This window comes from Serinibacter salmoneus (assembly GCF_002563925.1).
In the GTDB taxonomy this organism is placed as follows: domain Bacteria; phylum Actinomycetota; class Actinomycetes; order Actinomycetales; family Beutenbergiaceae; genus Serinibacter; species Serinibacter salmoneus.
In genome coordinates, this window is the sequence record NZ_PDJD01000001.1 from 721,688 (window position 1) to 747,952 (window position 26,265).

Annotated in this window: 21 protein-coding genes and 2 pseudogenes; 19 read left to right on the forward strand and 4 right to left on the reverse strand. The window is 67.8% G+C overall.

The window, feature by feature from the left end:
• Window positions 1-78 precede the first annotated feature (78 nt).
• The 8 genes from ATL40_RS03115 to ATL40_RS03150 all read left to right on the forward strand — a co-directional run bounded on the left by ATL40_RS03115 (window position 79) and on the right by ATL40_RS03150 (window position 8,742).
• Window positions 79-1,692, forward strand: coding sequence for an ABC transporter ATP-binding protein (locus ATL40_RS03115; RefSeq protein ID WP_098468266.1), 1,614 nt, complete (start codon window positions 79-81; stop codon window positions 1,690-1,692).
• A complete protein-coding gene (locus ATL40_RS03120) occupies window positions 1,685-2,950 on the forward strand; it encodes an ABC transporter permease (RefSeq protein WP_098468267.1) in 1,266 nt (421 codons plus the stop codon). Before ATL40_RS03115 ends, ATL40_RS03120 begins: the two co-directional genes overlap by 8 nt.
• A complete protein-coding gene (locus ATL40_RS03125) occupies window positions 2,947-4,233 on the forward strand; it encodes an ABC transporter permease (RefSeq protein ID WP_098468268.1) in 1,287 nt (428 codons plus the stop codon). Before ATL40_RS03120 ends, ATL40_RS03125 begins: the two co-directional genes overlap by 4 nt.
• Entirely contained in the window at window positions 4,233-4,757 is a 525-nt protein-coding gene (locus tag ATL40_RS03130) for a cytidine deaminase (RefSeq protein WP_098468269.1), read from the forward strand. The genes ATL40_RS03125 and ATL40_RS03130 overlap by 1 nt, the downstream gene beginning before the upstream one ends.
• The gene (locus ATL40_RS03135; protein WP_098468270.1) at window positions 4,750-6,045 is read left to right on the forward strand and encodes a thymidine phosphorylase; all 1,296 of its coding nucleotides are present in this window, start codon (window positions 4,750-4,752) and stop codon (window positions 6,043-6,045) included. Before ATL40_RS03130 ends, ATL40_RS03135 begins: the two co-directional genes overlap by 8 nt.
• A gap of 40 nt (window positions 6,046-6,085) precedes the next feature.
• Complete coding sequence (locus tag ATL40_RS03140; RefSeq protein WP_098468271.1) at window positions 6,086-6,658, forward strand: arsenate-mycothiol transferase ArsC; 573 nt, start codon at window positions 6,086-6,088, stop codon at window positions 6,656-6,658.
• 70 nt (window positions 6,659-6,728) lie between these two features.
• Window positions 6,729-7,613, forward strand: a complete 885-nt coding sequence (locus ATL40_RS03145) for a hypothetical protein (protein ID WP_098468272.1) — start codon at window positions 6,729-6,731, stop codon at window positions 7,611-7,613.
• A gap of 10 nt (window positions 7,614-7,623) precedes the next feature.
• On the forward strand, window positions 7,624-8,742 hold the full coding sequence (locus ATL40_RS03150) for an adenosine deaminase (RefSeq protein WP_098470241.1): 1,119 nt from the start codon (window positions 7,624-7,626) through the stop codon (window positions 8,740-8,742).
• A 98-nt stretch (window positions 8,743-8,840) separates the two neighbouring features.
• Here the strand turns inward: ATL40_RS03150 and ATL40_RS03155 are convergent, their stop codons facing one another.
• Window positions 8,841-9,713: a purine-nucleoside phosphorylase gene (locus ATL40_RS03155; RefSeq protein ID WP_245866649.1), complete on the reverse strand. Its 873-nt coding sequence runs from the start codon at window positions 9,711-9,713 to the stop codon at window positions 8,841-8,843.
• 117 nt (window positions 9,714-9,830) lie between these two features.
• On the opposite strand from ATL40_RS03155, the gene ATL40_RS03160 reads away from it, so the two are divergent.
• Both ATL40_RS03160 and ATL40_RS03165 read left to right on the forward strand, forming a co-directional pair.
• The gene (locus ATL40_RS03160; protein WP_098468274.1) at window positions 9,831-11,327 is read left to right on the forward strand and encodes an NAD(P)H-quinone dehydrogenase; all 1,497 of its coding nucleotides are present in this window, start codon (window positions 9,831-9,833) and stop codon (window positions 11,325-11,327) included.
• A 129-nt stretch (window positions 11,328-11,456) separates the two neighbouring features.
• On the forward strand, window positions 11,457-12,959 hold the full coding sequence (locus ATL40_RS03165; RefSeq protein ID WP_098468275.1) for a sugar transferase: 1,503 nt from the start codon (window positions 11,457-11,459) through the stop codon (window positions 12,957-12,959).
• Window positions 12,960-13,044: 85 nt separating this feature from the next.
• Here the strand turns inward: ATL40_RS03165 and ATL40_RS15325 are convergent, their stop codons facing one another.
• The gene (locus ATL40_RS15325; RefSeq protein ID WP_245866653.1) at window positions 13,045-13,299 is read right to left on the reverse strand and encodes a hypothetical protein; all 255 of its coding nucleotides are present in this window, start codon (window positions 13,297-13,299) and stop codon (window positions 13,045-13,047) included.
• Between the two features lie 1,377 nt (window positions 13,300-14,676).
• Between ATL40_RS15325 and ATL40_RS15665 the strand changes: the two genes are divergently transcribed.
• From ATL40_RS15665 to ATL40_RS15670, 7 genes and pseudogenes are all read left to right on the forward strand, one after another.
• The gene (locus tag ATL40_RS15665) at window positions 14,677-15,747 is read left to right on the forward strand and encodes a glycosyltransferase family 4 protein (protein ID WP_143556845.1); all 1,071 of its coding nucleotides are present in this window, start codon (window positions 14,677-14,679) and stop codon (window positions 15,745-15,747) included.
• Between the two features lie 106 nt (window positions 15,748-15,853).
• Entirely contained in the window at window positions 15,854-16,768 is a 915-nt protein-coding gene (locus tag ATL40_RS03175) for a glycosyltransferase family 4 protein (RefSeq protein ID WP_245867191.1), read from the forward strand.
• Complete coding sequence (locus ATL40_RS03180) at window positions 16,765-17,814, forward strand: polysaccharide pyruvyl transferase family protein (protein WP_211283052.1); 1,050 nt, start codon at window positions 16,765-16,767, stop codon at window positions 17,812-17,814. Before ATL40_RS03175 ends, ATL40_RS03180 begins: the two co-directional genes overlap by 4 nt.
• A 158-nt stretch (window positions 17,815-17,972) precedes the next feature.
• On the forward strand, window positions 17,973-19,085 hold the full coding sequence (locus ATL40_RS03185) for a polysaccharide pyruvyl transferase family protein (protein ID WP_143556846.1): 1,113 nt from the start codon (window positions 17,973-17,975) through the stop codon (window positions 19,083-19,085).
• A 78-nt stretch (window positions 19,086-19,163) separates the two neighbouring features.
• The gene (locus tag ATL40_RS03190; RefSeq protein WP_143556847.1) at window positions 19,164-20,369 is read left to right on the forward strand and encodes a hypothetical protein; all 1,206 of its coding nucleotides are present in this window, start codon (window positions 19,164-19,166) and stop codon (window positions 20,367-20,369) included.
• Between the two features lie 20 nt (window positions 20,370-20,389).
• Window positions 20,390-21,304, forward strand: coding sequence for a nitroreductase family protein (locus ATL40_RS03195; protein ID WP_169925861.1), 915 nt, complete (start codon window positions 20,390-20,392; stop codon window positions 21,302-21,304).
• 625 nt (window positions 21,305-21,929) lie between these two features.
• Window positions 21,930-22,238: pseudogene (locus tag ATL40_RS15670) on the forward strand (ISL3 family transposase); the annotation flags it as partial.
• A gap of 20 nt (window positions 22,239-22,258) precedes the next feature.
• Here the strand turns inward: ATL40_RS15670 and ATL40_RS03205 are convergent.
• On the reverse strand, window positions 22,259-23,578 hold the full coding sequence (locus ATL40_RS03205; RefSeq protein WP_425443336.1) for an ISL3 family transposase: 1,320 nt from the start codon (window positions 23,576-23,578) through the stop codon (window positions 22,259-22,261).
• A 117-nt stretch (window positions 23,579-23,695) separates the two neighbouring features.
• On the opposite strand from ATL40_RS03205, the pseudogene ATL40_RS03210 reads away from it, so the two are divergent.
• A pseudogene (locus ATL40_RS03210) lies at window positions 23,696-24,718 on the forward strand (ISL3 family transposase); the annotation flags it as partial.
• Between the two features lie 615 nt (window positions 24,719-25,333).
• The gene (locus ATL40_RS15335) at window positions 25,334-25,570 is read left to right on the forward strand and encodes a transposase (protein ID WP_245866656.1); all 237 of its coding nucleotides are present in this window, start codon (window positions 25,334-25,336) and stop codon (window positions 25,568-25,570) included.
• Between the two features lie 36 nt (window positions 25,571-25,606).
• On the opposite strand, the gene ATL40_RS03220 is transcribed toward ATL40_RS15335, so the two are convergent.
• Window positions 25,607-26,203, reverse strand: coding sequence for a cysteine hydrolase family protein (locus tag ATL40_RS03220; protein ID WP_098468281.1), 597 nt, complete (start codon window positions 26,201-26,203; stop codon window positions 25,607-25,609).
• Window positions 26,204-26,265: the final 62 nt, after the last annotated feature.

Consider the following 26,265-nt stretch of genomic DNA (forward strand, 5'->3'; position numbering starts at 1 on the left):
GGGGAGCACCACAGCCCGAGATCTGGCAGGATTCTTCATCCCCGCACGGGCGGGGGATATCGGAGGGACCGAGAGGCAATGAAGCTTGAGCTCGATGCGGTGACCAAGAGATTCGGGTCGTTCACAGCGAACGACCGGATCTCCCTCACCGTGCAGCCGGGAGAGATCCACGCGATCCTCGGCGAGAACGGTGCCGGGAAGAGCACCATGATGAACACGATCTTCGGGCTCTACCAGCCCGACGGCGGTCGGATCCTGCTCGATGACGAGCCGGTGAGTTTCGACGGCCCGGGTGACGCGATGCGTGCCGGCATCGGGATGGTGCACCAGCACTTCATGCTCGTGCCGGTCTTCACCGTCGCCGAGAACGTGGTGCTCGGCAGTGAGCCCGTCAAGGGCGGCGGCATCATCGACATCAAGAAGGCCCGCGAGCGGGTGCGGGAACTCTCCTCGATGTTCGGGTTCGACATCGACCCCGACGCGCTCGTGGAGGACCTGCCGGTGGGCGCGCAGCAGCGCGTGGAGATCATCAAGGCGCTCTCGCGGGACGCCAGCGTGCTGATCCTGGATGAGCCCACCGCGGTGCTCACCCCGCAGGAGACCGACGAGCTCATCGCGATCATGCGGCGCCTGAAGGAGGCCGGTACCTCCATCATCTTCATCACCCACAAGCTCCGCGAGGTACGGGCGGTCGCGGATGCGATCACGGTGATCCGCCTGGGCAAGGTGGTGGGCAGCGCCGACCCCTCCGCGAGCGAGACCGAACTGGCCTCGCTCATGGTGGGACGCTCGGTGACCCTGGGCGTGGATCGTCCCGAGGCCGACCCCGCGGGCACGGCGCTCGCCATCGAGGGCCTCTCGGTGCGTAACGGCGCCGGCGTGGAGGTCGTGAAGAACGTGAGCCTGGACGTGCGTGCCGGGGAGATCGTGGTGCTCGCGGGTGTGCAGGGCAACGGGCAGACCGAGCTCACGGAGTCGATCCTCGGGATCCAGGAGCCGGCCGCCGGCCGCATCACGATGGGCGGCAAGGATCTGACGAAGCTCGGGGTCCGGGAGCGGTTGGACGCGGGGCTCGGGTTCGTTCCGGAGGACCGTTCCACCGATGGCGTGGTCGCCGACTTCACGATCGTGGAGAACCTCGTGCTGGACCGGGTGGGGGCCAAGCCCTACTCCCGCGGCGGCGCACTGGAGATGTCCCGCCTGCGCTCGCACGCCACCGAGAAGGTGGCCGAGTACGACGTTCGCACCACCTCCATCGACCAGACCCTGGCCTCCCTCTCGGGCGGTAACCAGCAGAAGGTGGTGCTGGCGCGCGAGCTCAGCCACGACCTCACCGCGTTGGTCGCCTCCCAGCCCACCCGTGGCCTGGACGTCGGCTCGATCGAGTTCGTGCACAAGCAGTTCGTGGCCGCTCGCGACGCGGGCGCCGCGGTGCTGATCGTCTCCACGGAACTGGATGAGGTGCTCGCTCTGGGTGACCGGATCGCCGTCATGTGCGCCGGGCGCCTGGTGGGTGTGGTGCCGGGCGGCACCGACCGTGACGTGCTCGGCCTGATGATGGCGGGCGTGCCCGCCGAGGAGGCCTACGAGCAGGCCCGGTCGCACCACACCACCTTGGGCGGCAACGACACCGACGACGAGATCGACGTCCAGCACGAGATCCAGCAGGAGGAGGGGTCCGCTGATGAGTGAGGCACCCGGCACCACGGCAACACCCGAGAAGCCCGACGGCGCAGCCCCCGAGGTCAAGGAACCCACCGGCAGCCGGATCATCCGGGAGATGCTGTCCTCCTCGGTGGCGGTGACCGTGGGTGCGATCGTGCTGGCCATCCTGGTCGGTGCGATCCTCATCGTCGCCGCGGACCCGGCGGTCCAGGAGGCCGCCGGCTACTTCTTCGCCCGCCCCGGTGACTTCTTCTCCGCGGCGTGGAATGCGGCGTCCTCCGCCTACATTGCCCTGTTCCAGGGGGCGATCTATGACACCCAGGCCGACACCTTCAGCCGCGGCATCCGTTCGCTGACGGAGTCCCTGACGATCGCGACCCCGTTGATCTTCGCCGGCCTCGGGGTGGCGCTGGGCTTCCGCGCCGGCCTGTTCAACATCGGTGCGCAGGGCCAGATCATCGGCGGCGCGATCCTCGGCACCTACCTCGGCTTCACGCTGAACCTGCCCGCGGGGCTGCACACCCTGCTCGCGCTGCTGGGCGCGTTGGTCGGCGGCGGGATCATGGGCGCCATCCCCGGTTTCCTCAAGGCGCGCTTCGGGGCGCACGAGGTGATCGTGACGATCATGCTGAACAACATCATGGCGTTCGGTGTGCTGTGGGTGGTGACCACCTCGGTCTTCGCCTCCTCCACGCCGCTGGTCTCCCAGCACATCGCGCCCGAGGCTGAGCTCGGCCTGATGTTCGGGTCCGGTTTCCGGCTCCACTGGGGCTTCGTGCTCGCGCTGCTGGCCGCGGCCGTGGTGTGGTGGGTGCTGGAACGCTCGGTGTTCGGTTTCCGGCTCCGCGCGGTGGGCTCGAACCCGCACGCGGCGGCCACCGCCGGCATGAACGTGCGCACCATCACCGTGCTCGCCCTGGTCTTCTCCGGGGCGCTCGCGGGCCTCGCCGGTGCCATGCAGGTGCAGGGCACCGAGGGGGCGCTGACCGCCTCGATCGCCGGCACCATCGGCTTCGACGCGATCACCGTGGCCCTGCTCGGCCGCTCCAAGCCGCTGGGCACTGTGCTCGCCGGCATCCTGTTCGGCGCACTGGCCGCCGGCGGCCGCCTGATGCAGACCCGCACCGGCACCCCGATCGATCTGGTCCCGGTGCTGCAGTCCCTCATCGTGCTGTTCATCGCGGCACCGCCGTTGGTGCGGGCCGTGTTCCGGTTACCCACGCCCGGTCAGAAGCGCAAGCCGCGCAAGGCCCGTTCCGCTCAGTCCCAGGAGGTGGCGGCATGACCGCCGTGGCCACCGCGCCCGCCCCGACTCCCGCACCCGAGGAGTCCGCGCTGCGCGACCCGTTGAACATCCGCGGCGTCATCGGCAACGCCCTGCTCGCCGTCGCCGCCCTGCTGTTGATCCTCACGGTGCCCGCGGGCGATTCGCAGATCCGCCTGTCCACCAATTCCGATGCGGTGCAGATCCCGGTCTTCGCGATCCCCGCACCGCTGACTGTCACGCTCATGGGCGTGGTCATCATCGGTCTGGCCGCCTGGACCATCGTGCGCCTGGTGCAGCGCCGCCCGTCCCTGACCTGGGTGACGGTGCTGGCCGGGGTGCTCCTGCTGCTGGCGTTCCTGGTGCACGTGGGCGCCGGGAAGTCGCAGGTGGTGGCCCTGACCGGCGTGCTGGCCAGCACCCTGTTCCTGGCCACCCCGCTGGTGTTCGGCGCGCTCTCGGGCGTGGTCTGTGAGCGCGTGGGCATCGTGAACATCGCGATCGAGGGCCAGCTGCTCGCCGGCGCCTTCCTCGCCGCGGTGGTCGGCTCCATCACCGCCAGCGCCTACGTCGGCCTGATCGCCGCGCCCATCGCCGGCGCCCTGGTCGGCCTGATCCTCGCGATCTTCTCGATCCGCTACATGGTCGACCAGATCATCGTCGGTGTGGTGCTGAACGTGCTGGTCATCGGCCTGACGGGGTTCTTCTACTCCACCGTGCTGACCGAGTTGGACGGGTTCAACGACCGCACCCAGCTGCCGACCATCCCGATCCCGCTGCTCTCGGAGATCCCGGTGCTCGGGCCGGTGCTGTTCCGCCAGAACCTGCTGGTCTACCTGCTGTACGTGCTCGTGATCGGCCTGCAGATCATGGTGTTCCGCTCCAAGTGGGGGCTGCGGCTACGCGCCGTGGGTGAGCACCCCAAGGCCGCGGACACCGTGGGCATCAACGTCAACCGCACCCGGTTCCGCAACACCCTGGTGGGGGGCGCGATCGCCGGCCTCGGTGGCGCGTACTTCACGGTGGCCTCCGGGCTGGCGTTCGGCAAGGAGATGACGGCCGGTCGAGGGTTCATCGCCCTGGCGGCGATGATCCTGGGTCGCTGGAGCCCCAAGGGCGCCCTGGCCGCCGCGATCCTGTTCGGGTTCGCGGAGAACCTCAGCCAGTTGCTGCCGACCATGGGCGTGTCGATCAACTCCAACCTGCTGCTGACGATCCCGTACGTGGTGACGATCTTCGCGGTGGCCGGCTTCGCCGGCAAGGTGCGCGCACCCGCCGCCGAGAACACCCCGTACGTGAAGTGATGACCAGCGAACACGACGCTGCCGGGGGCGGGTCCGCGCCCACTCCCGGCAGCGGGGCGGGCGAGCGATCCGCCATCGACTGGGAGGCACTGCGCACCCGGGCCCGCGAGGTGATGACCCGCGCCTACGTGCCCTACTCCCGCTACCCGGTGGGGGCGGCGGCGCTGGTGGACGACGGCCGGATCGTGGCGGGCTGCAACGTGGAGAACGCCGGCTACGGCGTGACCCTGTGCGCCGAGTGCGGCCTGGTCTCCGACCTGGTCTCCGGCGGCGGGGGCCGCCTGGTGGCCTTCACCTGCGTGGACTCCCGCGGGCAGACCATCGCCCCGTGCGGGCGGTGCCGGCAGCTGCTGTGGGAGCACGGCGGCCCGGAGTTGCTCGTGGAGACCGCATGGGCCGGGATCATCCCGATGAGTGAGGTGCTACCCGGCGCGTTCGGGCCGTGGGACCTCGAGGCGGGCACGCTGGCCGATCCCAGCACGCCGGCCGCAACCGACAACGAGAAGGAGACCCCTCATGGCTGAGGCATTCGACGCCGTCGACATCATCCGCACCAAGCGCGACGGCGGTGAACTCTCCGACCCGCAGATCGCCTGGGTGATCGACGCCTATGTGCGTGGCGTGGTGGCGGAGGAACAGATGTCCGCCCTGGCGATGGCGATCCTGCTGCGCGGGATGGGCCGGCGGGAGATCGCCTCCTGGACCACGGCGATGATCGCCAGCGGTGAGCGCATGGACTTCTCCGGCCTGCGCCGCCGCACGGTGGACAAGCACTCCACCGGTGGGGTGGGGGACAAGATCACCCTGCCGCTCGCGCCGCTCGTGGCCACCTTCGACGTGGCGGTCCCGCAGCTGTCCGGGCGGGGACTGGGTCACACCGGCGGCACCCTGGACAAGCTCGAATCCATCCCGGGCTGGCGCGCCGCGCTGAGCAACGAGGAGATGATGGCGCAGCTCGACGGCGTGGGTGCCGTGATCTGCCAGGCCGGTTCCGGGCTGGCGCCCGCCGACCGCCGGCTGTACGCGCTGCGTGACGTGACCGGCACCGTGGAGGCGATCCCGCTGATCGCCTCCTCGATCATGAGCAAGAAGATCGCCGAGGGCACCGCCGCCCTGGTGCTGGATGTCAAGGTCGGGTCCGGGGCGTTCATGAAGGACCTGTCCCAGGCGCGCGAGCTCGCGCAGACCATGGTGGACCTCGGCACGGACGCCGGGGTGGACACCCGGGCGCTGCTGACCGACATGTCCACGCCGCTGGGCCTGACCGCCGGGAACGCGCTGGAGGTGCGCGAGTCCCTGGAGGTGCTCGCCGGGGGTGGGCCCGCCGATGTGGTGGACCTGACGGTGGCGCTCGCGCAGGAGATGCTCGACGCCGCAGGTAAGCCGGGCGTGGACGTGCGGGCGGCGCTGGCCGATGGTCGGGCGATGGACACCTGGCGGGCCATGATCGCCGCGCAGGGCGGGGACCCCGATGCCCCGCTCCCGACGGCGAAGCACACCGAGCAGGTCCTCGCGCCCGCAGATGGGGTGCTGGTGGGCCTGGACGCCCTGGCGGTCGGGGTCGCGGCGTGGCGCCTGGGCGCGGGACGCGCCCGCCGGGAGGACGAGGTGCAGGCCGGCGCCGGGGTGGAGTTGCACGCCAAGCCGGGCGCCACAGTGCGCGCCGGTGAGGTGCTGATGACCCTGCACACCGATACCCCGGAGCGCTTCGATCGGGCCCGCGAGATCCTCACCGATGCGGCTACGATTGCTCCCGCGGGTTCGAGGCCCGGCACCGGCGAGGGGGTTGTGCTCGAGCGCATCGCCGGGTGACCTCGACCGTGCCGCCCAGTGACCCCCCGGAGGAGGCTCCGTGAACATCTTCGGCGATGCGCAGGAGACGCCGACCGACCAAGCACCCGCCGTCCTGGTGGTCTGCACCGGGAACATCTGCCGCTCACCCGCGGGTGAGTTGCTGCTGCAGCACGCCACCGGGCCGGCCGTGAGCGTCGCGTCGGCGGGCACGCAGGGCCTTCCCAAGGCCCGGGTGCACCCGCGGATGGGGGAGTTGCTCGCGCGTGATGCGATCGTGAGCGAGAAGTTCCGTTCCCGGCGGATCCGCCCGGAGATGGCCGAGGGTGCGCTCCTGGTGCTCACCGCCACCCGTGAGCACCGCGCAGCGGTGTTGCGGGAGGCACCCCGGGTGCTCAACCGCACGTTCACGATCAAGGAGTTCGCGGCGCTGCTCGCGCTGGAGGAGGTGCACGGCGGCGGGCGCTCCCTGGTGCGCTCCGCGGCCGTGCACCGTGCCCGCTGCCCGTTGCGCGATGACGAGCTCGACATCGAGGACCCGATCGGTCAGGACCGCGAGGTGTTCGAGCGCGTGTACCTGGAGATCAAGGCGGCGATGCGGCCCATCGCGGCGGCACTCGCCCCGCAGGTCTGAGCAGTCAGGCGGCGCCCCGGAACGCTCCCGCCGCGCAGCGCGCAGCGCTGGCCCGCCGTAGTCTGAGGGGATGCCGCGACGTCTCACCCTGTCCTCCGCACGGGCTCTGCTGGTCGCGCTGGGCGTGGGGGAGCGCCGCCTGCCCACGGCGCCACCGGCCGCCCCCGCCGCGCGTGACACCGCCTCGGTGCGCCGCAGCGCTCTCGCGCCACCGCAGCGACGCCTGGCGGTGAACCTGACCCGCAGTTCGCGGGTGGGTCCGCTGCGCTGGTCGGAGACGCTCGTCGCGCAGACCACACCGCAGACCTGCGGGGCGAGCAGCCTGCTGCTGCTCGCCGCCCTCGGTGACCCGGTGCTGGCCGCGTGGCTGACCACGGGGCGCCGGATCGGGTCCCAGCCTCCGCCCGAGCTCGCCCGGCTGCCCCTGGCGCAGCTGGAGGCACCGAGTGTGCAGGAGCGCATCGCCGTCGCCGAACGTCGCGTGTTCGAGCAGGTCCGCTCTCGCGCGCTCGGCCCGTTCTCCTGGCCGGCGAGGTGGGGGACCCCGCCGTGGGCAGCGGCACGTCAGGCCCGCTATCCCGGAGTGACCTACCGGCACACCCCGGTGAACGATCGGGACGTGGCGCAGGCTCGCACGATCCTGCAGGCGGTCAAGGCCGCGACCCGCGCTGGGATCCCGGTGCTGCTGTACACCGGCGGCGATCTGAGTTCCTCCCCGGCCGCGGCCCTTCCCCGGCACGTGGTGCTCGCGCTGCCGTGGCGGCGTGACCTGCCGAGCCTGCGGATCTTCGAGCCCGGCAGCGGCCGGATCCGTGAGGTGACGGTGGAGTCGCTGCTGGCGCGGGAGCGCCCGATGGCGGCGCTGGGGAACTGGACCCACGTGGTCTGGGCCGTGCTGCCCTCCTCGGTGTTCCCCGGGGGCGAGGCGCCGGGCGGGGAACGCGGCAGCGAGTAGCGTGGTGCCCATGACCGACGACGCCGCCGACTTCACCCCCGCCCCCGCCCTGACCGAGCACATGATCGCCCACCTGCCGAAGGTGTCGCTGCACGATCACCTCGATGGCGGGCTGCGGCCGCAGACCCTGCTGGAGCTCGCGGAGGAGGTGGGGCACACCCTGCCCACCACGGACGTGAACGCGCTCGGTGAGTGGTTCGTGGAGGCTGCGGACTCCGGTTCCCTGCCGCGCTACCTGGAGACGTTCGATCACACGATCGCGGTGATGCAGACCCGCGAGGGGCTGCGGCGCGTGGCGCGGGACGCCGTGGTGGACCTCGCGGCGGACGGCGTGGTGTACGGCGAGTTGCGGTACGCCCCGGAGCAGCACACCCAGCGCGGGCTGTCCCTGCAGGAGGTCGTGGACGCCGTGCAGCAGGGACTGGACGACGGCGTGGCCGACGCGCAGGAGGACGGCCGCACCATCACGGTGGGCACGTTGATCACCGCGATGCGGCAGGCGGACCGCTCGCCCGAGATCGCCAGGCTGGCGCTGGACAACCGGGACCGCGGCGTGGTCGGCTTCGACATCGCGGGGCCGGAGGCCGGGTTCCTCCCCACGCTGCACCGGGAGGCCTTCGAGTTGCTGCGGGCGGAGAACTTCCCCGTGACGATCCACGCCGGGGAGGCCGACGGCGCAGCCTCCATCTGGGAGGCCCTGCAGATGGGCGCGCTGCGGCTGGGGCACGGGGTGCGGATCATCGAGGATGTCACCGTGCAGGAGGGTTCCGAGGGCGCTGTGCAGGTCGGCAGGCTCGCGCAGTGGGTGCTGGACCGCCAGATCCCCCTCGAGGTGGCGCCCAGCTCGAACCTGCAGACCGGCGTGGCGTCCGCGATCGCGACGCACCCGGTGACGCGGCTGCGGGACCTGGGCTTCGCCGTCACGATCAACACCGACAACCGGCTGATGTCCGGCACCACGCTGAGCCGCGAAATGACGCTGCTGGCCGCGGAGTCGGACTGGACGTTGGATGACCTGGAGGCCGCCACGCTCACGGCCGCGTTCGCGGGGTTCGCCCACCGGGACGTGCTCGAGCGGATCGTGGCGGAGCAGATCCTCCCGGGCTACGACGCGGCACGCGAGGCGTGACCCGTCCCCGGGTCAGCCCTCCGGGCTGAGAAGGCTGGTGCCGAGGCCATCGGTTCGTTTCAGCACCGAACCGGATCTGCTCCGGCAGACCTGGGCTGTTACAGAGCGCGCACGATCGCCGCCAGGAGAGCGGCGATGCGCGGTGCGGCGGCGGCGCCCGCCTCCAGCACCTCGGCGTGCGAGAGCGGATCGGGGGAGATACCGGCGGCCGCGTTGGTGACCAGGGACATCCCGAGCACCTCCATCCCGGCCTCGCGTGCCGCGATCGCCTCCAGCGCCGTGGACATCCCCACGAGGTGCCCACCGATGGTCTTGGCCATCTGCACCTCGGCCGGGGTCTCGTAGTGCGGCCCGCGGAACTGCACGTACACACCCTCGGGCAGGCTCGGGTCCACGGTGCGGGCGAGGTCACGCAGCCGGCGGGAGTACAGATCGGTGAGGTCCACGAACGTGGCGCCCTCGAGGGGGCTGTCCGCCGTGAGATTGATGTGGTCGTTGATGAGCACCGTGGTACCCGGCTCCCACTCCGGCACGAGGCCGCCGCAGCCGTTGGTGAGCACCACGGTGGAGGCGCCCGCGGCGGCGGCGGTGCGCATGCCGTGCGCGACCCGGCGCACGCCCTTGCCCTCGTAGTAGTGGGTGCGGGCGCCGATCACCAGGGCGTAGCGGTCGTGCCCGTAGGCGCCCTCACCGGTCTCGGAGGACTCGTCGTGGTCGATGCGGATCGAGCGGATCGTGCCGCCGTGGCCGGCCACACCGGAGGCGGAGAAACCGGCGATCTCAGCGGCGGGGATCTCCGCCACGACCTCGCCGAGCATCTCGGCGGCGCCGCCCCAGCCGGAACCGAGCACCAGTGCCACATCATGCTTGGTCACACCGGTGGCCGCAGCGATCTGATGTGCCGCCTTCTTCGCGACGTCGAAGGGCGAGGTGGTGGGGTCGTCGAGGCCGTCGGGCGTGTGCGTGCTCACCGGGTCACCGTAGCGCGTGCGCGCCGGTGCACGCGCGCGTGCGGTACATAGGCGGGGCATAGGCGCTGGCCGGTGCGGCGGTGGCAGGCACGGCCGTTGACGCGGGAGACTGGGCTCATGACGGCACACCCTGGCGAGAAGACGAACCCGGCCGACGGCGTGGAGCCCTCGGGGGGAGACGGGCAGGTTCCCGCGGCGCCCGGCAGCGGGGCGTCGCCCACCCGGCGCGGTAGCCGCGTGGTGGTCCTCGGTGGGGGGCCGGGCGGCTACGAGGCTGCGCTGGTGGCGCGGCAGCTCGACGCCGAGGTCACACTCATCGAGCGCAACGGGATCGGGGGTGCGGCGGTCCTCACCGATGTGGTGCCCTCGAAGTCCCTCATCGCCTCGGCGAACATGGTCGCCAAGACCGAGGTGGCCGAGTGGATGGGGATCTCTCGCGGGCAGCCGCAGAGCGGGCTCGAGGTGGACCTGGCTCGCCTGAACGATCAGGTGCTCACCCTGGCGCATCAGCAGTCGGCCGATATCCGCGCGAACCTGGAGCGCGCCGGGATCGAGGTGGTGGACGGCGAGGGGCGGCTCCTCGCCCCGGACCGGGTGGCGGTGACCACCCCCGGGCGGGAGCGGGAGTTTCCCGCCGAGGTGGTGCTCCTCGCCACCGGGGCGTCACCGCGGGTGCTCCCGACCGCGGTGCCGGACGGTGAGCGCATCCTGACCTGGACGCAGTTGTATCGCCTGCGGGAACTGCCGGAGCGACTCATCGTGGTGGGTTCAGGCGTGACGGGTGCGGAGTTCGCGAACGCCTACGGGGCGCTGGGGTGTGACGTGGTGCTGGTCTCCAGCCGTGATCGTGTGCTGCCGGGGGAGGACGGCGATGCGGCCGAGCTCATCGAGGGCGCCTTCCGGCGCCGCGGCATGGAGGTGTTGAGCCGGTCGCGTGCGGCGGCGGTGGAACGCCGCGGTGAGGGTGTGGTGGTGACGCTGGAGGACGGCCGTGAGGTCGAGGGTTCGCACTGCCTGGTGGCGGTGGGCGGCGTGCCGAACACTGCTGGCCTGGGGTTGGAGGAGGCGGGTGTGGCGCTCGCGCCGAGCGGCCACATCACGGTGGACCGGGTCTCGCGTACCACCGTGCGCGGCGTGTACGCCGCGGGAGACGTGACGGGTGTGCTCCCGCTGGCCTCCGTGGCCGCGACCCAGGGGCGCATCGCGATGTGGCACGCGCTGGGTGACGCGGTGGCGCCGCTGGACGTCTCCAAGGTGCCCGCCACGGTGTTCACCTCTCCGGAGATCGCGACGGTGGGGGTCTCGGCGGCCGATGCCGAGGCCCATGATGCCCGCGTGCGGGTGGTGCCGCTCTCGCGCAACCCGCGGGCGAAGATGATGGGCATCGAGGAGGGGTTCATCAAGGTGGTGGCGCGGCAGGGTTCCGGGTCGGTGCTGGGTGGTGTGGTGGTCAGCCCTCGGGCCAGCGAGCTGATCCACGTACTCACGCTCGCCGTGACCACGCGGTGCACGGTGGATGAACTCGCCACCACCATGACGATCTACCCCTCGCTCTCGGGGAGCATCGCCGAGGCCGCCCGTCTGTTGCATATGCCGACCTTTGGGGATGGCTGAGGTCCAGAGGCGTCATGTTGCATCCATGTGACTTTTCTCCCTTCAGGGAGCGCCGTCCGCATCCATCGACTAGCGTCCTATCTGCTGAACGGTGGGGGCCACAGGCGACACGGTGAGGCGGGCTACAGGATGGTGCAGACGAGTGTGGCGGTTGACGAGGTGAGCGAGGGAGGGCCGGAGCAGGTGCGGCCACGATCCGGCGGGATCGCCGGCTTGCCCTGGCTCGTGAAGGTCCGGGCAGGGATCCTGGCGACGGACGTAGCGATGATGGCGCTCACCTTCCTCACTGCACAGTATGTGTGGTTCGGGGGATTCTCTGAGCCGGTGGCGAGCAACCGGGTTCCGCTTTCCTACCTCGAGATCAGTTTGCTCTTCGGCGCCATCTGGCTCGTGGCGCTCTCGGCGCAGCGCAGTCGCTCGGAGCGGGTGCTCGCCGTGGGCGGCGAGGAGTACCGCCGCGTGGTGAACGCTACGGTCCTGGCGTTCGGCGTGACCGCGATCCTTGCGTTCCTGTTCGAGATCCGGCTCTCCCGCGGGTTCTTCCTGGTTGCGCTGCCCCTAGGACTCGCACTATTGGTCCTGGGGCGCTGGATTACGCGCCGCGTGCTGGACCATCTGCGACTGATGGGCCGCTGCATGAGCGACGCGATCGTGATGGGCGAGCCCGCCGATGTGCGGCGCGTGCTGACGGAGTTGGCCGAGAACCGGCAAGCCGGCTATCGGGCGGTCGCCTACAGCCTGACCTCGGGCACGAGCGCCTCGTGGGGGAACCCGGGGTGGACGTCCGTTCCGGAGATCGCGGAGCGGGACATCGTGACGCGTGTGGCGCAGGATGAGTTGCGGGCGGTGATCGTGGCCGGCGAGCTCCCCGGGGGGCGTGACGCGATCCGCCGCCTCGGGTGGGACCTCGAGGGCAACGGTGTCGAGTTGATCCTCGTGAGCCGACTCACGGATGTGGCCGGCCCCCGGATGCACCTGCGGCCCGTCCAGGGGCTGCCCCTCGTGCATGTGACACTCCCGCAGTACTCCGGGCCCGCACACGCCCTCAAGAGGGCGTTCGACGTGCTGTTCGCGGGCGCAGTGCTCCTCGTGCTCCTCCCGGTGTTCGCGGTGATCGGGATCCTGGTCAAGGCCGGGGACGGCGGGCCAGTCTTCTTCCGCCAGGAGCGAGCCGGGGCCAACGGATCGACCTTCAAGATGGTGAAGTTCCGCTCCATGCGCGTGGACGCCGAAGCGCTCAAGGCGACGCTGATGGCGCAGAACGAAGGTGCCGGGCCACTGTTCAAGATGAAGAACGACCCGCGGATCACCCGTGTCGGAGGGTTCCTGCGCAAGTACTCCCTCGACGAGTTGCCCCAGTTCTGGAACGTGTTCGTGGGTGACATGAGCGTGGTGGGTCCCCGCCCGCCACTGCCCGCCGAGGTGGAGGAGTACGACGCCGCCGCCACCCGCCGCCTGTTGATCAAGCCCGGCATCACCGGGTTGTGGCAGGTGGGCGGGCGTTCAGACCTGACCTGGGACGAGAGCATCCGACTCGACCTCAACTACGTGGAGAACTGGTCGCTCGCCGGTGACCTGGTCATCATTGCCAAGACCGTGAAGGCCGTCTTCGAGAACGACGGCGCATACTGAGTGCCCGATCTCCCGGCGGCGGTCCCGACGCCGTGTCGCAGATGAACTGATGAGCGCCGCTCACTTCGATTTCTGCACGATGTGATCAGGAAGGCGCCGTACGTGTAGAGATCAGGCCGAATGAGGCCAGTTGGGTTACGGCGTCGTCGACTCCTCTGGGAATCTCGGGCGCCGATTCCGGGAAACGCATCATAGCGAGCTCCTGGAGTTCTCCTCGTGTCCTCGCCCCTTCGGCGATGTCGAGCCAGAGTTCGGCGGCTGCACCTTCCAATGGAACGAAGCCCACTAGGGAGAGCGCATTGACGACGCACACTCGGTTCTCACTGACGTGCCAGATCACGCTTGGGAGGATGGTAATGGAATCCGCGGCATCATGAGTGGACGCGGAGCGCTCGCCAGTGAGGTCGGCAGGACGATCCGGTTCAGGCGTCGTCGGCCGATTCGCGCCGCCAGTACCTGTTCTTGGCTGGTTTGCGACGGTTTGCGTACGTTGTCCTCCGGGTGCAGGCACAGGAGTACGGGGCACCGAAATGGTCGGCGCCGTGTCTGCCTTCTCGAGGTAGCTAGTGCCGGAGCGTAGCGCCGAACGCATGCGAAAGGAGCGCGCGGCATCGCGCCACATGTCCGGAAAGGAGGTCAAGCCGTACTGTAGGCGTCGGATTCTTGCTCGCGTGTATGCACTCCGCTCAGCTGTCGCGGGAAGCCAGCGGACACCGAGGTCCTCATGGCGGGGCCAGGCGAGTCGAAACGCGACCAACGGGAAGCGCCACCCTGAGCGTGCAAGGGCACGAACGTGGCTGCCCGCACCCGGGGAAGAGCGCGCCACAAGGAACTCCCAAGCGGCAACCCGCTCAGCGTGGGCGCGGTCGAGGGGTACAGAGACGCCGAGGGCAGTCCACAATTGCTCGAGCGAACCGGTGGAGCCCGTGCGCCACGCGAAGGTCTGGATCGTGGATCGACCAATCCTATCGACATCGAAGGCGCGGATAGAGTGGGCTACCTCGCTGGAGTCGATCCAGTTCGGATTCGATCGGGCGGAATGAAGGCAGTGGATCGCCAAGCTCCCCAAGGCATCAGTGCAGGGAACGTCTCTGTTCGCTCGCCGAATATGTGCACGGCGCGACCAGAGCTCTTCAAAGACTTGGGAGGGCGGTGCCAGGAACCCAGGATAGAACTCGTGGACGTCTATCTCACATCCCAACCAAGGCAGCACCATAGTGGCGGAGTGCGCCCGGAGCACTCGGCCTTCGTTCGCGGCCTCGAACCGTCTGGCCGCGCCAGCGCCGGTGAGTCGAGCGACAAGCGCCTCGAAGTGGGCCGGATCTACGAGGATGTCGACGTCCGCGCTGACGCGAGGGAGGCGAAGGCCCTGTGCGCTCAACACGTCGCCCTTGATCAGAAGGACTCGAGCTCCGATGTTGTCGGCGATGCAGGCTATGAGGGCGGCGCCCAACTGGAGCGCTTCACGGTGGGTCAGCGGCTGTGCCGTGCTGTGGCGAGCCATCCAACCTCCAAGAGTATCGAACACCGTACGGTCGCGTGTCGCTTGCAGCGCTGTCAACGTGGCGAGTCTCACGCTACCTGGAGGCGCAGGGCTCGCTGCTCAGGCTACGGCGTTCGGGCGGCTCGGGTAGACTCAAGGAGTCTTCTGCGCATCCGGGCGCGGTTTGGGGGGCGGCAACACGAAGCGGCTGATGACGAGGAGCGCACTTCGCTAATGCAGGTCCTTCATGTTTCCGAGTCCTACGCTGGCGGGGTCGCAACCGCGGTGTTGGATTATGTTAACTCGACTCCGGAGTACGAGCACTCACTACTCTACGCGCCTCGGGCTGACGGGGAGATCGCTGAGAGCGATCTAGCACCGTTCAAGAGCGTAGAGCGCATGCCGATAGCTCATTGGGCCCGTATTCAGAGCGTCAGGCGCAGCGTGACGGAACTTCGCCCGGATATCGTGCACGCTCATTCGAGTTTTGCGGGCGCCTATGTGAGGTTGGCCGTAAATCGGAAGCGTACGCCCATCGTCTACACGCCTCATGCATTCGCCTTTGAGCGGCTGGACGTGAACCGTGCGATACGAGGCGCGTTCCGCGCCACCGAGTGGATGTTATCGACCAACACCACCGCCTACGCCGCGTGTTCGCCGAGCGAGGCGCGACTGTCGGACTTCCCCATGACACGACGTCCCGTTGCCATGGTGCCCAATGTCCCTCCGGCTGTTCCGCTAAGCGCTGACGATTGCCGGCCGACCACCGATGGACCCTTGCGCGTTGTCGGAGTGGGTAGAGCTAGCCGGCAGAAGGACCCTGGGTTCTTCCTGCGCTCCATAGAAGAGGCCAGGGCCGCTGGGCTCGAGGTTGAGGCAACATGGGTGGGGGGCGATGATGCCCTGAAGTCGGTCCTAGAGGTGCACGACATCGCGTGCACCGGATGGGTGACCAGGGATCAGGTATACCGAGCACTGGCGGGGGCGGATATCTACCTGCACACTGCGGCATGGGATGGTTTCCCGGTGACCGTCCTCGAGGCCGTGCGGCTAGGTGCTGTGCCGGTAGTGCGCCGCTCCCGCGCGTTCGAGGGTATCGACCTTCCAGTCTACGTCAATTCACCGTCTGACTGCATCGACGGTCTTGCTGCTCTACAGGCGAGCGGCCAACGGGTAAAGGCCCTTCGTGCAGCGGAAGAAGGGCTCTCGGGATTTAGTCGGGAACATCAGCGCACGCGCCTGTTGGGGCTGTATGAGCAAGTGTCCAGGAGAGAACGAGTCGAGTGGGAGAGCCGTGCTAATTAGATACCCTGGCCGTATCGTAGATCGGCATGTTGGTGGGAATACGACCTACGCTCGTCGAATTCGCGAGGGGATGATTGCAAGGGGGGTTGATACTGCCGTGATCCCGATGCGGGGGGGTGCGCTGGGGAACCTCGTTGCCGAGACCGCTACCGGTCTCGCGAAGCGCGAGAATGAGGTCATTCACTACAGTGCTGACACTGGGGCCCTCCTGAAAACCCGGACGGCTTCCGTGGTGACAGTCCACGGAGTGGCGAGTCGGTGGATCGACGTTGCGCGCAATCCCCGCCAGGAGTTCATCTGGCGATCACGGGTCGGGCGTGCGATGGCCTCATCGGATCGGATCATCACGGTGTCCAACTCGGCTGCGGATGACATCGCGAACGTCTTCCAGGTTGACCCGTCTCGTATCGAAGTCATCCTGCACGGAGTGGATCATCCGGGCGAGTCCGAGGGGATCTCCCAGGAGTTGCGTGAGGCAATGCCGGACGGCCCCTACGCTCTCTACCTCGGAAACGTTGAGCCTCGGAAGAACCTGATCGCACTCAGTGAAGCGTTCGACCGCACTCCACTTGCCGACCTTGGTATCCCGCTGGTCATCGCGGGCAGAATGGCGTGGAACTTCGAAGAGTCAGCAGCTGCGATCGATCGTGCGCGGAACGTCCACTATGTGGGCTTCGTTTCGAACGAGGACCGGCTTGCGTTGATGCAGGGCGCAACTCTGTTCGTCTTCCCATCGCTGTATGAGGGATTTGGGATGCCAGTGATCGAAGCGATGGCCGTGGGCACGCCGGTTGCGTGTTCCCGTCGTGGCTCTCTCGCGGAGGTTTCCGGGCCCTCCTGGGAGTTGGATGACCTCTCCGCAGAGGGCCTATCCAACTCTCTTGCCGCGGCGCTCCAAGACAGTGACTTTCTCGCGGGTGCAGCACAGTCTGGACCGGAATGGGCGCAGCGGTTCAAGTGGGACGACAGTATCGATGCGCACATTCGTGTCTATAGGTCTGCGCTGGAGGCCCGGCTATGAGAGTGTTGCTGATTCACGGCTATTCCGCTGACAATGCCGGGGACGGGTTGCTGGTCAGCGCGGCACTCGAGTTGGTTCGCGAAGCGTTTGGTGACCCGCAAGTAGAGTTGCTATGTCAATACCCCGATTCGTTCCGTGAGCTCGGCCTCGCCCTCTATCCCTCCCGCCCGGATTCCGCACTCAAGGCCGCGCTCCGTGGTGACTTCCCGAAGTTCGATGCGTTCGATCTCATCGTTGCCGTGGGTGGCGGCTATTTGCGATTCGGACACCCCGTCGAGGCGCTGAAGACCACGGCGGTGCACGGCTACCAGTTGGTTCTGGCATCGATGACCAAGACACCCGTGATCTACCTCCCCCAGAGCATCGGACCGTTGCGCTTCGGATCGCAGGGCATGGTCCGCCACTTCGCCGCGCGCGTTCAGCGGATTCATCTCCGAGACGACCGCTCGATGCACGAGGTTCGGTTGCCCAATACGGTGAGAACCCCGGACATGGCGCTCCTAGCGCGCTCGTACCGGGATCGTTCCGGCGCAGTGCCGTCTGCGACGCCGATTGTGTCGGTGCGCAACGTCGCAGGATCAGTGCCCACAGACGTGCTCGAGTTGACGCACACGCTGGAGACGTTCGACGGATACGTGCAGAGTGCCGTCGGATCGAACCAGGACCAAGCAGCGGTCGAGTCAATCTCGCCGCGGCGTATTGTGACCCGACGTGAGCTCCTCGAGGGCGACGAGCGGCGTGTGGTCGTTGCGGTGCGGTTGCATGCCGCGCTGATGGCTCTCAACGCTGGGCACCTGGTGGTCCATCTTGCGTACGAACGTAAGGGCTTCGGGGCCTTCCAGGACCTCGGCCTGCCAGAGTACGTGCACAACGTGAACGACTTCGATCCAGCTCGGGTCCATGCCCAGGTCGCGTCCCTGCTCAACTCCCTCGAAGTGCGCGAGGCCTACGACGCGACTCTCCGCGAAGCTCGCTCGCGTCTGGAGTCGCGTCGGGCAGCGCTCATTAGGGATGTCCAGTCGATTGCGTCCTTGGAGGCGTTGTGATTTCTATCAGCCGAGTACGAACGGTCGCAATAGGTCGTGCAAAGGCCGGGGTCCGCCGCCTGTGGGCGTCACCCGCCTACGCCAAGCTCCTGGTGTTGCACGATCGGGTCGCCGCGCGCCCAGCTTCGCGTGTGCTCCCCGCGGAACGCCGGGATCGCGTGGTTCTCGTCTCACCGTCTGGCCGGGGCAACATCGGCGACCAGGCCATGTTCGAGGCCATTCTCGCGAACACCGACGGTGCGATCGACATCGTCCTGCACTCCAGCAACTCGCTTCGTGTGCCGGTCTCTGATCTGCACCGGGTGCGGTTGCACGTACTGCCACGTCTCGTCCGCGGTGGTCTCATCCGGCGGATCCCCGACGTGCGGTCGTTCGCGGCGCTCGCGGGGAGTGCCAGCGAAGTGATGGTTCCCGGTGCGGACACCATCGATGGGGGCCACGCTCACGCGAGCCTCGCCCGTCTTAGTTTGGTCGTGCTTGCCCACGACGCCGGCGCGGCGGCTCGTGTGCAGGGTTTCAGTTGGTCGGACCACGTGCCCGCATCAGTGACCACCCTCATGCGGTCGGTCGCGAAGCGTGCACTGGTGTTCCCCCGTGACCCGCGCGCCGTCGAGCGCTTGCAGGCATCGCACGTTGCACCTATCACGCCTGCCGCAGACGTGGTGTTCTCGTACCGACGTGAGGCTGACCTTTCCGCTGACTTGCAGTCCTGGCTCGACTCCCAAAAGGAGGCGGGACGTCGAGTGGTGGCCCTCAACGTCAGTGGGTTCATCGCTCGCAACAAGGACCTGCTTGACGAGTATGTCACCGTTGTCTCTCATCTCCGGTCGCGGGATGTCAGCGTTCTGTTTGTCCCGCACGTGCTCCGTGCGGGTGACAGTGACCTGGTGGCGATTCGTCACGTTGTCGAGCGCGTAGGCCTGGGCGAGGACTTCCTGATTGAGAACCAGCTGTCCCCTGCTCAGGTGCAGACGGTTGCCAGAGGGTGCGCTTGCGTCATCACGGGTCGGATGCACTTCGCCATCATGTCCCTTAGCAACGCAGTACCCGCGGTCACGTTGGCTACTGTGGGCAAGGTCGAGGGTCTGTACGACATGTTCTCACTTCCTGAGCTGGTCGTTCAGCCTGCACCGGGAATGGCAGAGTCCATCGTGAATGCACTTGAGTCCGTCCTGGCCGACCGCACCTCGTTTGCGTCGACAATCTCATCATCGTTGGGCCGTGTGCAGGAACTGTCTGCGCGCAACTTCGACGCGGGCGGGTCTCACTAAGTGCGCACGCAGGGTGGCGGCTATCTCAGCCGCGTCCGCGCGTACTTCACGAGTGCAAGCCTCCTCGGGCTCTCGCCCGTGGTTCTGAGTCTTGCGACTCTCTTTTCGATCCCGCTGCTCATCCGTGGGGTTGGTGATGAACTTTGGCTGAGTATCGCGGTCGGTCAGTCAGTCGGTGAGCTCTGCCGGGCCACTGTGATCTGGAGCTGGAACTCGATCGGGCTGACGCGTTCCGCACCGATGAGCCGCCCCGCTCGCTTGCGCTACTATTTCGAGTCATTGCGCCCGCGTCTCATCGTCTTGGCTTTGGTTATCCCCATCGCCGTCGCAGCCTGCTTCCTTATCCCATTGTCGAGCCCTGTGGCTGCGATCCTCTCGGCTCTGACCGGCGCAGTGTACGGACTGAGCGGCGCATGGGTGCTCATCGGAAGCGACCGGCCGATCCTCCTTCTCCTGATCGACTCGATTCCCCGAGCGCTCTCGATTCTCGTGGGCGCAGTGATCGCGGGCTCTGTCGGGGTAGTCTGGGTCTTCGGCCTCGTGACCGTGCTGGGGTCCTGTATGGCGGTCCTCGGGCCGTATTCACGCTTGCGACGGGAAGCGCGAGCACTTGACGTCGATGTCCGTCTCGCTTCTTTCCGCGTGAGTCTTGCGCACCTGCGGGAGGGTTTGCCGGTCGTCGGTGCCGCCTTGCTCAACGTCGGACGAATCAGTTTTGCCGTGATCGTGAGTCCGATTCTAAATGCCGCACTGGCTCCCGCGGTAGCGCTTGGTGACAAGTTCCTGCGGTGGGCCAACACAGGTATGACACCCCTGATGCAATCTCTGCAGGTGCGCGTGTCCAGAGGATCGGGCGATCTCCAGGCGCGTGCTCTCCGTGGGATTGTGGCGGCTTGGCTCGTCGGTGGCACGCTAGGCCTGGGTACCATCGTGGTGATACCTCTGGCGTCCGGGCCAGTGTCCGCTGGCACGATGTCCCTGGGGCTGGACGTTGCTGTCCCACTCGGACTCGTTGTGACCTTGTACTTTGCGGCTGGCATCACGGGCAACTCCGTGATGGTTCTTCTTGGGCGTATCCGCGCATTGTTCTGGGGCGCCGTGGGGTCGGGCATCGTCCTGGTTGTCGCGTTCGTTCTCCTGTATAGCGCATTCGGCGTGCCAGGAGCATTCTGGGCGCTTGCGTGCTCGGAGGGGACGCTTGCCATCTATCAGATGTGGGTTGTGTGGGCGGGATTCCGTCGGCTCAGGGCAGAAGCCAATGCACGTAGAGAGGTGAATGAGTGATGTTGTCGAGAGTTTCCCTGATGGGCCGTACGCTCTTCGATCGCGCCAACGGCTACCGTGAGGCGCTGATGGACGCCGTGAGATTCGCACGCTTCTCGGGTCCGCCGGACTCCGCTGTGCCGAACGAACTCGATGACACTGCTCTCGAGACCCAGCTGGTGAAGGACTATCACCGAGTAGAGAAGGGTTTGAGCCTGCGCGAGCCGAAGCGACCGTTCGGCGCGGCGGTGGAGGCGAGGTTGGCGAGGCTCTTGCCGGCTGGGCTTCAGAGTGACTCGTCTCATGCTGCCGCCGCAGCCGGGCACGGCGTGATTGCCCTCGATGCCCTCCGGCAGTGGAACGACGAGTCCAGAGTCTCGGACGAAGTCGCCCCGGTTCCCGCCCCGTTCGCGGGAGAGTCTCCGGCGACAGTCAGCCAGAGGTTCACTTCACGCCGGAGCGTGCGTGACTACGATCTCTCACGTGTGGTCCCGAGCGATGTGCTCGATGCCGCTCTGGACTGCTTCCAGTCAGCACCGTCGGTGTGCAATCGCCAGGCCGCACGTCTGCACCTCTACCGAGACCGTGGCATGATCGAGCGGCTCCTTGAGCTCCAGGGTGGTGGCTCAGGATTCTCCCGCGACGTTCCGTACGTCGCTGTGCTGACAGCTCGACTGTCGCTGTTCTCTGGTGCAGGCGAGCGCAACCAGGCGTGGATCGACGGATCACTCGCTGGAATGGCGTTTGTTTCCGGACTGCACGAAATGGGTGTGTCGAGTTGTATGCTTAACTGGTCGAAGCGGAACGTGCACTCCGCGAAATTGCGGAACTTGACTGACATCCCTGAGGAGGAGGAGATCATGTGTCTCATCGCCTTCGGGTACGCGCGGGAAGGTGCTCGAGTGGCGCGATCGCCTCGGCGGCGCCGCGATGACGTGGTGGTCTCCTGGAGATAGGCGACTCCAGGTGTGCCGGCAGAGTGATGGCGTCGTCATGGCCTGCCTGGCAGTCAATGTGTTGCGTGAGGTCCCATATGGCCCCCATGTGCGGAATCCTGTAGTGTATTTCGCCGCAGTAGCCAAGATTCAGGCGCGCTAGGGGGTAGTTGGTTGTGTTCCTCGATCACGCTTTGGCCTGGCCCCATGGCGGGTTCGCGGGTGGCATGTCCTTCGTGATCTCCGGGCTTCTTGATCGCAGGGTTGCTGCTGCGCGTGGGTGAGGGGACGGGGCACATCTCGTTCCGTGGGTTCCATGCAAACGGATCAAGCGCGTCGTTCCCGCGGCAACGGAGGTACGGCTGGTGACGGTAGTGCAGGGCCACCTGATCTTGCCCGCGTCCAGAGCGCATTCCGTGACGTGGGATGCGGTGTGGTCCTTCCTGTTCGGACAGAAATGGAACATGGCCCTCGAGGCACTGGGTACTTCGGGCGGGGGCTTGTGAACTCCTGCGGGTAGGGGTTTGACGGCTCTTCGGACATCCGGTGGGGAGTAAGGGTGTCGGCGCGGTAGTCCGGGGGTAGGGGTCGAGGTCCCCGATGATCAGTAGCGACCAAGCAACTGTTCGTTCCGGAGACCTCGACGTTGACCAACGCTACGGGGTGCCCTGCGGCACCCGCGACCACGGATCCATGCTCGCGCTGTGACGTGCTGCTCGGCTTGCCGGGCGTGCAGGTCGAGGCGGTGGAGCGCGAGGCGGACCTGCTCGCGGTGACGGTCTCGACGCCGTGGCGTCTGATGGGCTGTCCCGACTGCGGTGTCGTGGCTGCGAGCCGCGGCCGTCGGATGCGGCGCCTCCACGATGTTCCCCACGCCGGGGCACGTGTGGAACTGCTCTGGCGGCAACGATTGTGGCGCTGCCCTGATCCGGGGTGCCCGCGCGGAATGTTGGCTCTTCGGACATCCGGTGGGGGTCAGGGGGTGAGTCCGCCGGCGGCGAGGAGCATGCGTAGGCGGTAGTTGTCGCGGTTGCGGTAGCCGCGGGCGAGGCGGCGTGCGAGCTCGACGATCCCGTTCACGGCTTCGGTGCCGCCGTTGTTCGCGCGGCCGGTGGTGAAGTAGGCCAGGAACGCCTCGCGCCATTTGCGTAGCGTGCGGCCCAGGCGCGCGATCTCCGGGATCGGGCAGGTGTGGAACGTGGCCAGGATCTTCTCGGCCAGTGCCCGGCCGTGGGTGGTGTCCCTGGCCTGGTAGGCGGCTCGGAGGTCCTGGGCGCAGCGCCAGGCGATGTAGACGGCTTCGTGGGCGGGGTCGGCCTCGATCGCGGCCGCGAGGCGGTTCAGCTGCTTGTCGGTGAGGTTCTCTGCCCCGGCTCGCAGCAGGCGCTGGATGCCGTAGAGCGGGTCGCCCTTGCGGCCTCGATGCCCGGTGGTGTCTTGCTGGACCCTTCGTCGGACTTCGTCCACGGCCTGGGTGCCGAGCTTCACGACGTGGAAGGCGTCCAGGACCGCGACGGCGTCGGCGAGCTCGTCATCGATCGCGCTCTTGTAGCCCCCGAACGGATCCAGTGCCGCGATCTGGATCCCGGACCGGAAGACCTCTCCGCGCCCGGTGAGCCAGTCGGCGTAGGCCTTCTTCGACCGTCCTGGCACCAGGTCCAGCAGTCGGGCGTGGAGGCGGCCCTTCTCGTCGCGGGTCAGGTCGACCATCCCGGTCAGCTCCTTGGGTCCCTTCCTACGGGGGTCGCCGTGGTGCCAGATGTGTTCATCGACCCCGAGCGAGGTGACCCCGGCGAACCGGGACTCATCAGCGTCCAGCCGCTCCAGTTCGGGTCTGATCGCGCGCCAGGCCGTCTTCCACGCGATCCCGAGCTGGCGTCCCAGCCCGCTGATCGTGGCGTGCTCACGCCGTAGCTGATCGATCGCCCACCCGATCGCGCGAGTCGTGACCGATCCCCGCGCCGCGACCAGGCCCGGGACCTGCTCGCTGAACATTCCGCGCGGGCACCCCGGATCAGGGCAGCGCCACAATCGTTGCCGCCAGAGCAGTTCCACACGTGCCCCGGCGTGGGGAACATCGTGGAGGCGCCGCATCCGACGGCCGCGGCTCGCAGCCACGACACCGCAGTCGGGACAGCCCATCAGACGCCACGGCGTCGAGACCGTCACCGCGAGCAGGTCCGCCTCGCGCTCCACCGCCTCGACCTGCACGCCCGGCAAGCCGAGCAGCACGTCACAGCGCGAGCATGGATCCGTGGTCGCGGGTGCCGCAGGGCACCCCGTAGCGTTGGTCAACGTCGAGGTCTCCGGAACGAACAGTTGCTTGGTCGCTACTGATCATCGGGGACCTCGACCCCTACCCCCGGACTACCGCGCCGACACCCTTACTCCCCACCGGATGTCCGAAGAGCCGGAATGTTCAGCGAGCAGGTCCCGGGCCTGGTCGCGGCGCGGGGATCGGTCACGACTCGCGCGATCGGGTGGGCGATCGATCAGCTACGGCGTGAGCACGCCACGATCAGCGGGCTGGGACGCCAGCTCGGGATCGCGTGGAAGACGGCCTGGCGCGCGATCAGACCCGAACTGGAGCGGCTGGACGCTGATGAGTCCCGGTTCGCCGGGGTCACCTCGCTCGGGGTCGATGAACACATCTGGCACCACGGCGACCCCCGTAGGAAGGGACCCAAGGAGCTGACCGGGATGGTCGACCTGACCCGCGACGAGAAGGGCCGCCTCCACGCCCGACTGCTGGACCTGGTGCCAGGACGGTCGAAGAAGGCCTACGCCGACTGGCTCACCGGGCGCGGAGAGGTCTTCCGGTCCGGGATCCAGATCGCGGCACTGGATCCGTTCGGGGGCTACAAGAGCGCGATCGATGACGAGCTCGCCGACGCCGTCGCGGTCCTGGACGCCTTCCACGTCGTGAAGCTCGGCACCCAGGCCGTGGACGAAGTCCGACGAAGGGTCCAGCAAGACACCACCGGGCATCGAGGCCGCAAGGGCGACCCGCTCTACGGCATCCAGCGCCTGCTGCGAGCCGGGGCAGAGAACCTCACCGACAAGCAGCTGAACCGCCTCGCGGCCGCGATCGAGGCCGACCCCGCCCACGAAGCCGTCTACATCGCCTGGCGCTGCGCCCAGGACCTCCGAGCCGCCTACCAGGCCAGGGACACCACCCACGGCCGGGCACTGGCCGAGAAGATCCTGGCCACGTTCCACACCTGCCCGATCCCGGAGATCGCGCGCCTGGGCCGCACGCTACGCAAATGGCGCGAGGCGTTCCTGGCCTACTTCACCACCGGCCGCGCGAACAACGGCGGCACCGAAGCCGTGAACGGGATCGTCGAGCTCGCACGCCGCCTCGCCCGCGGCTACCGCAACCGCGACAACTACCGCCTACGCATGCTCCTCGCCGCCGGCGGACTCACCCCCTGACCCCCACCGGATGTCCGAAGAGCCGGTTTGACGGGGATTGCACCCCTACCCGCAGGAAGTGACAATCCCGCGTGAAGCGCCGCGGGTTCGACGAACACATCGGGCACCACGGTGACCTCGGGAGGAAGGGTCCGAAGGAGTTGACGGGCATGACCTCTCCCGCGATGAGCAAGGACGAGTGCACGCCCGACTGCGGGACCTGGTCCCGGGCCGATCCGAGAACGCCTATGTGGACTGGCTCACCGCCCGCGGCGACGCCTTCCGCAAGAACTACACCGTGGCAGCACAGGACCCGTTCGGAGGCTACAAGGCGCTGTTGCGGTCCTGGCCGCCTTCCACGTCGTCAAGTCCTGTACCCAGGTCGTGGACGAGGTCCGACGCCGCGTGCAGCAGGCCACTCTGGGCCACCGCGGCCGCAAGGGTGATCCCTCTACGGCATCCACACGATCTTGCGGGCCGGGGCGGCGGACCTCACCGCCAAGCAGCGGACCGCCTCGCCACCGCGATCGAGGCCACCCCGTCCACGAGGAGGTCTACACGGCCCGGCGCTGCGCCCAGGACCTCTGAACTTTCTCCCGTGACAAGGAGACGGCAGCGGGCAAGGGGCGGGCGGAGATGATCCTGGACTCCTTCCACACCTGCCCCACCCCCGCGGTCGCCCGCCTCATGCGGACCCTCAGGCGCTGGCGCGAGGCGTTCCTGGCCTACTTCACCACCTGCAGGGCGAACAACGGACCCACCGGGGCGGTGAATGGCATCAGCGAGCTCCACCGCCGCATCTCCTACAGCTACCGCAACCGCGACAACTATCGCGTCCGCATGGTCCTCGCCGCAATCGGACTCACCCCCTGAGCCCCACCAGATCGACGTGATGGAATTGCCTCGGGCTCAAGAGGACGAGACATCAACCGGGGGAGGCTCCAGTTCGTTGATGACGATGTCGGTCGTGGTGACGCGTGCAAACTTGCCGCCGTGAAGGTTGGTGGCGGTCGTCTGCATGAGGGTGGTGGCGCTTGTGACACTTCGGTCCGGGCCCGCGAGGTCGAAGGTGCGGGTCGCGTCGAGGGGCACGATCACGTCAAAGCCGAGGTTGCCACCGATGCGTGCCGTGGTCTCAACGCACATGTTCGTCTGGATTCCGCACATCACCAGTTGCTCTGCGCCTTCGGCGCGCAACCACCGCTCGAGGTCGGGAGTTCCGTGGAACGCAGAGTTCACGGTCTTGGTGACGAACAGGGCTGCGGGGGCAGCGGCGACCGGATCGATGAGTGCGTTGCCGGGATGGCTGCGATGAAGCGACGAGTCAACCTTGACGCTGGCGTGGCGAACAACCACGATCGGCAGCGAGCGCTCGGTCCAGGCCCCGATGAGACGGGTGACGTTGCGCTGGCAGCCTTCTCGGTTGGTCGTTGGCCCCCAACTTGGGTCATCGAACCCCTTCTGCATGTCGATGACGATGAGTGTTGTGCGAGTGCTGGCTTTCATGCTCCTACCTCACCAAGCAGGGCACGACCTCGGGAGTGGCAGGAGTGACGTAGATCGATAAG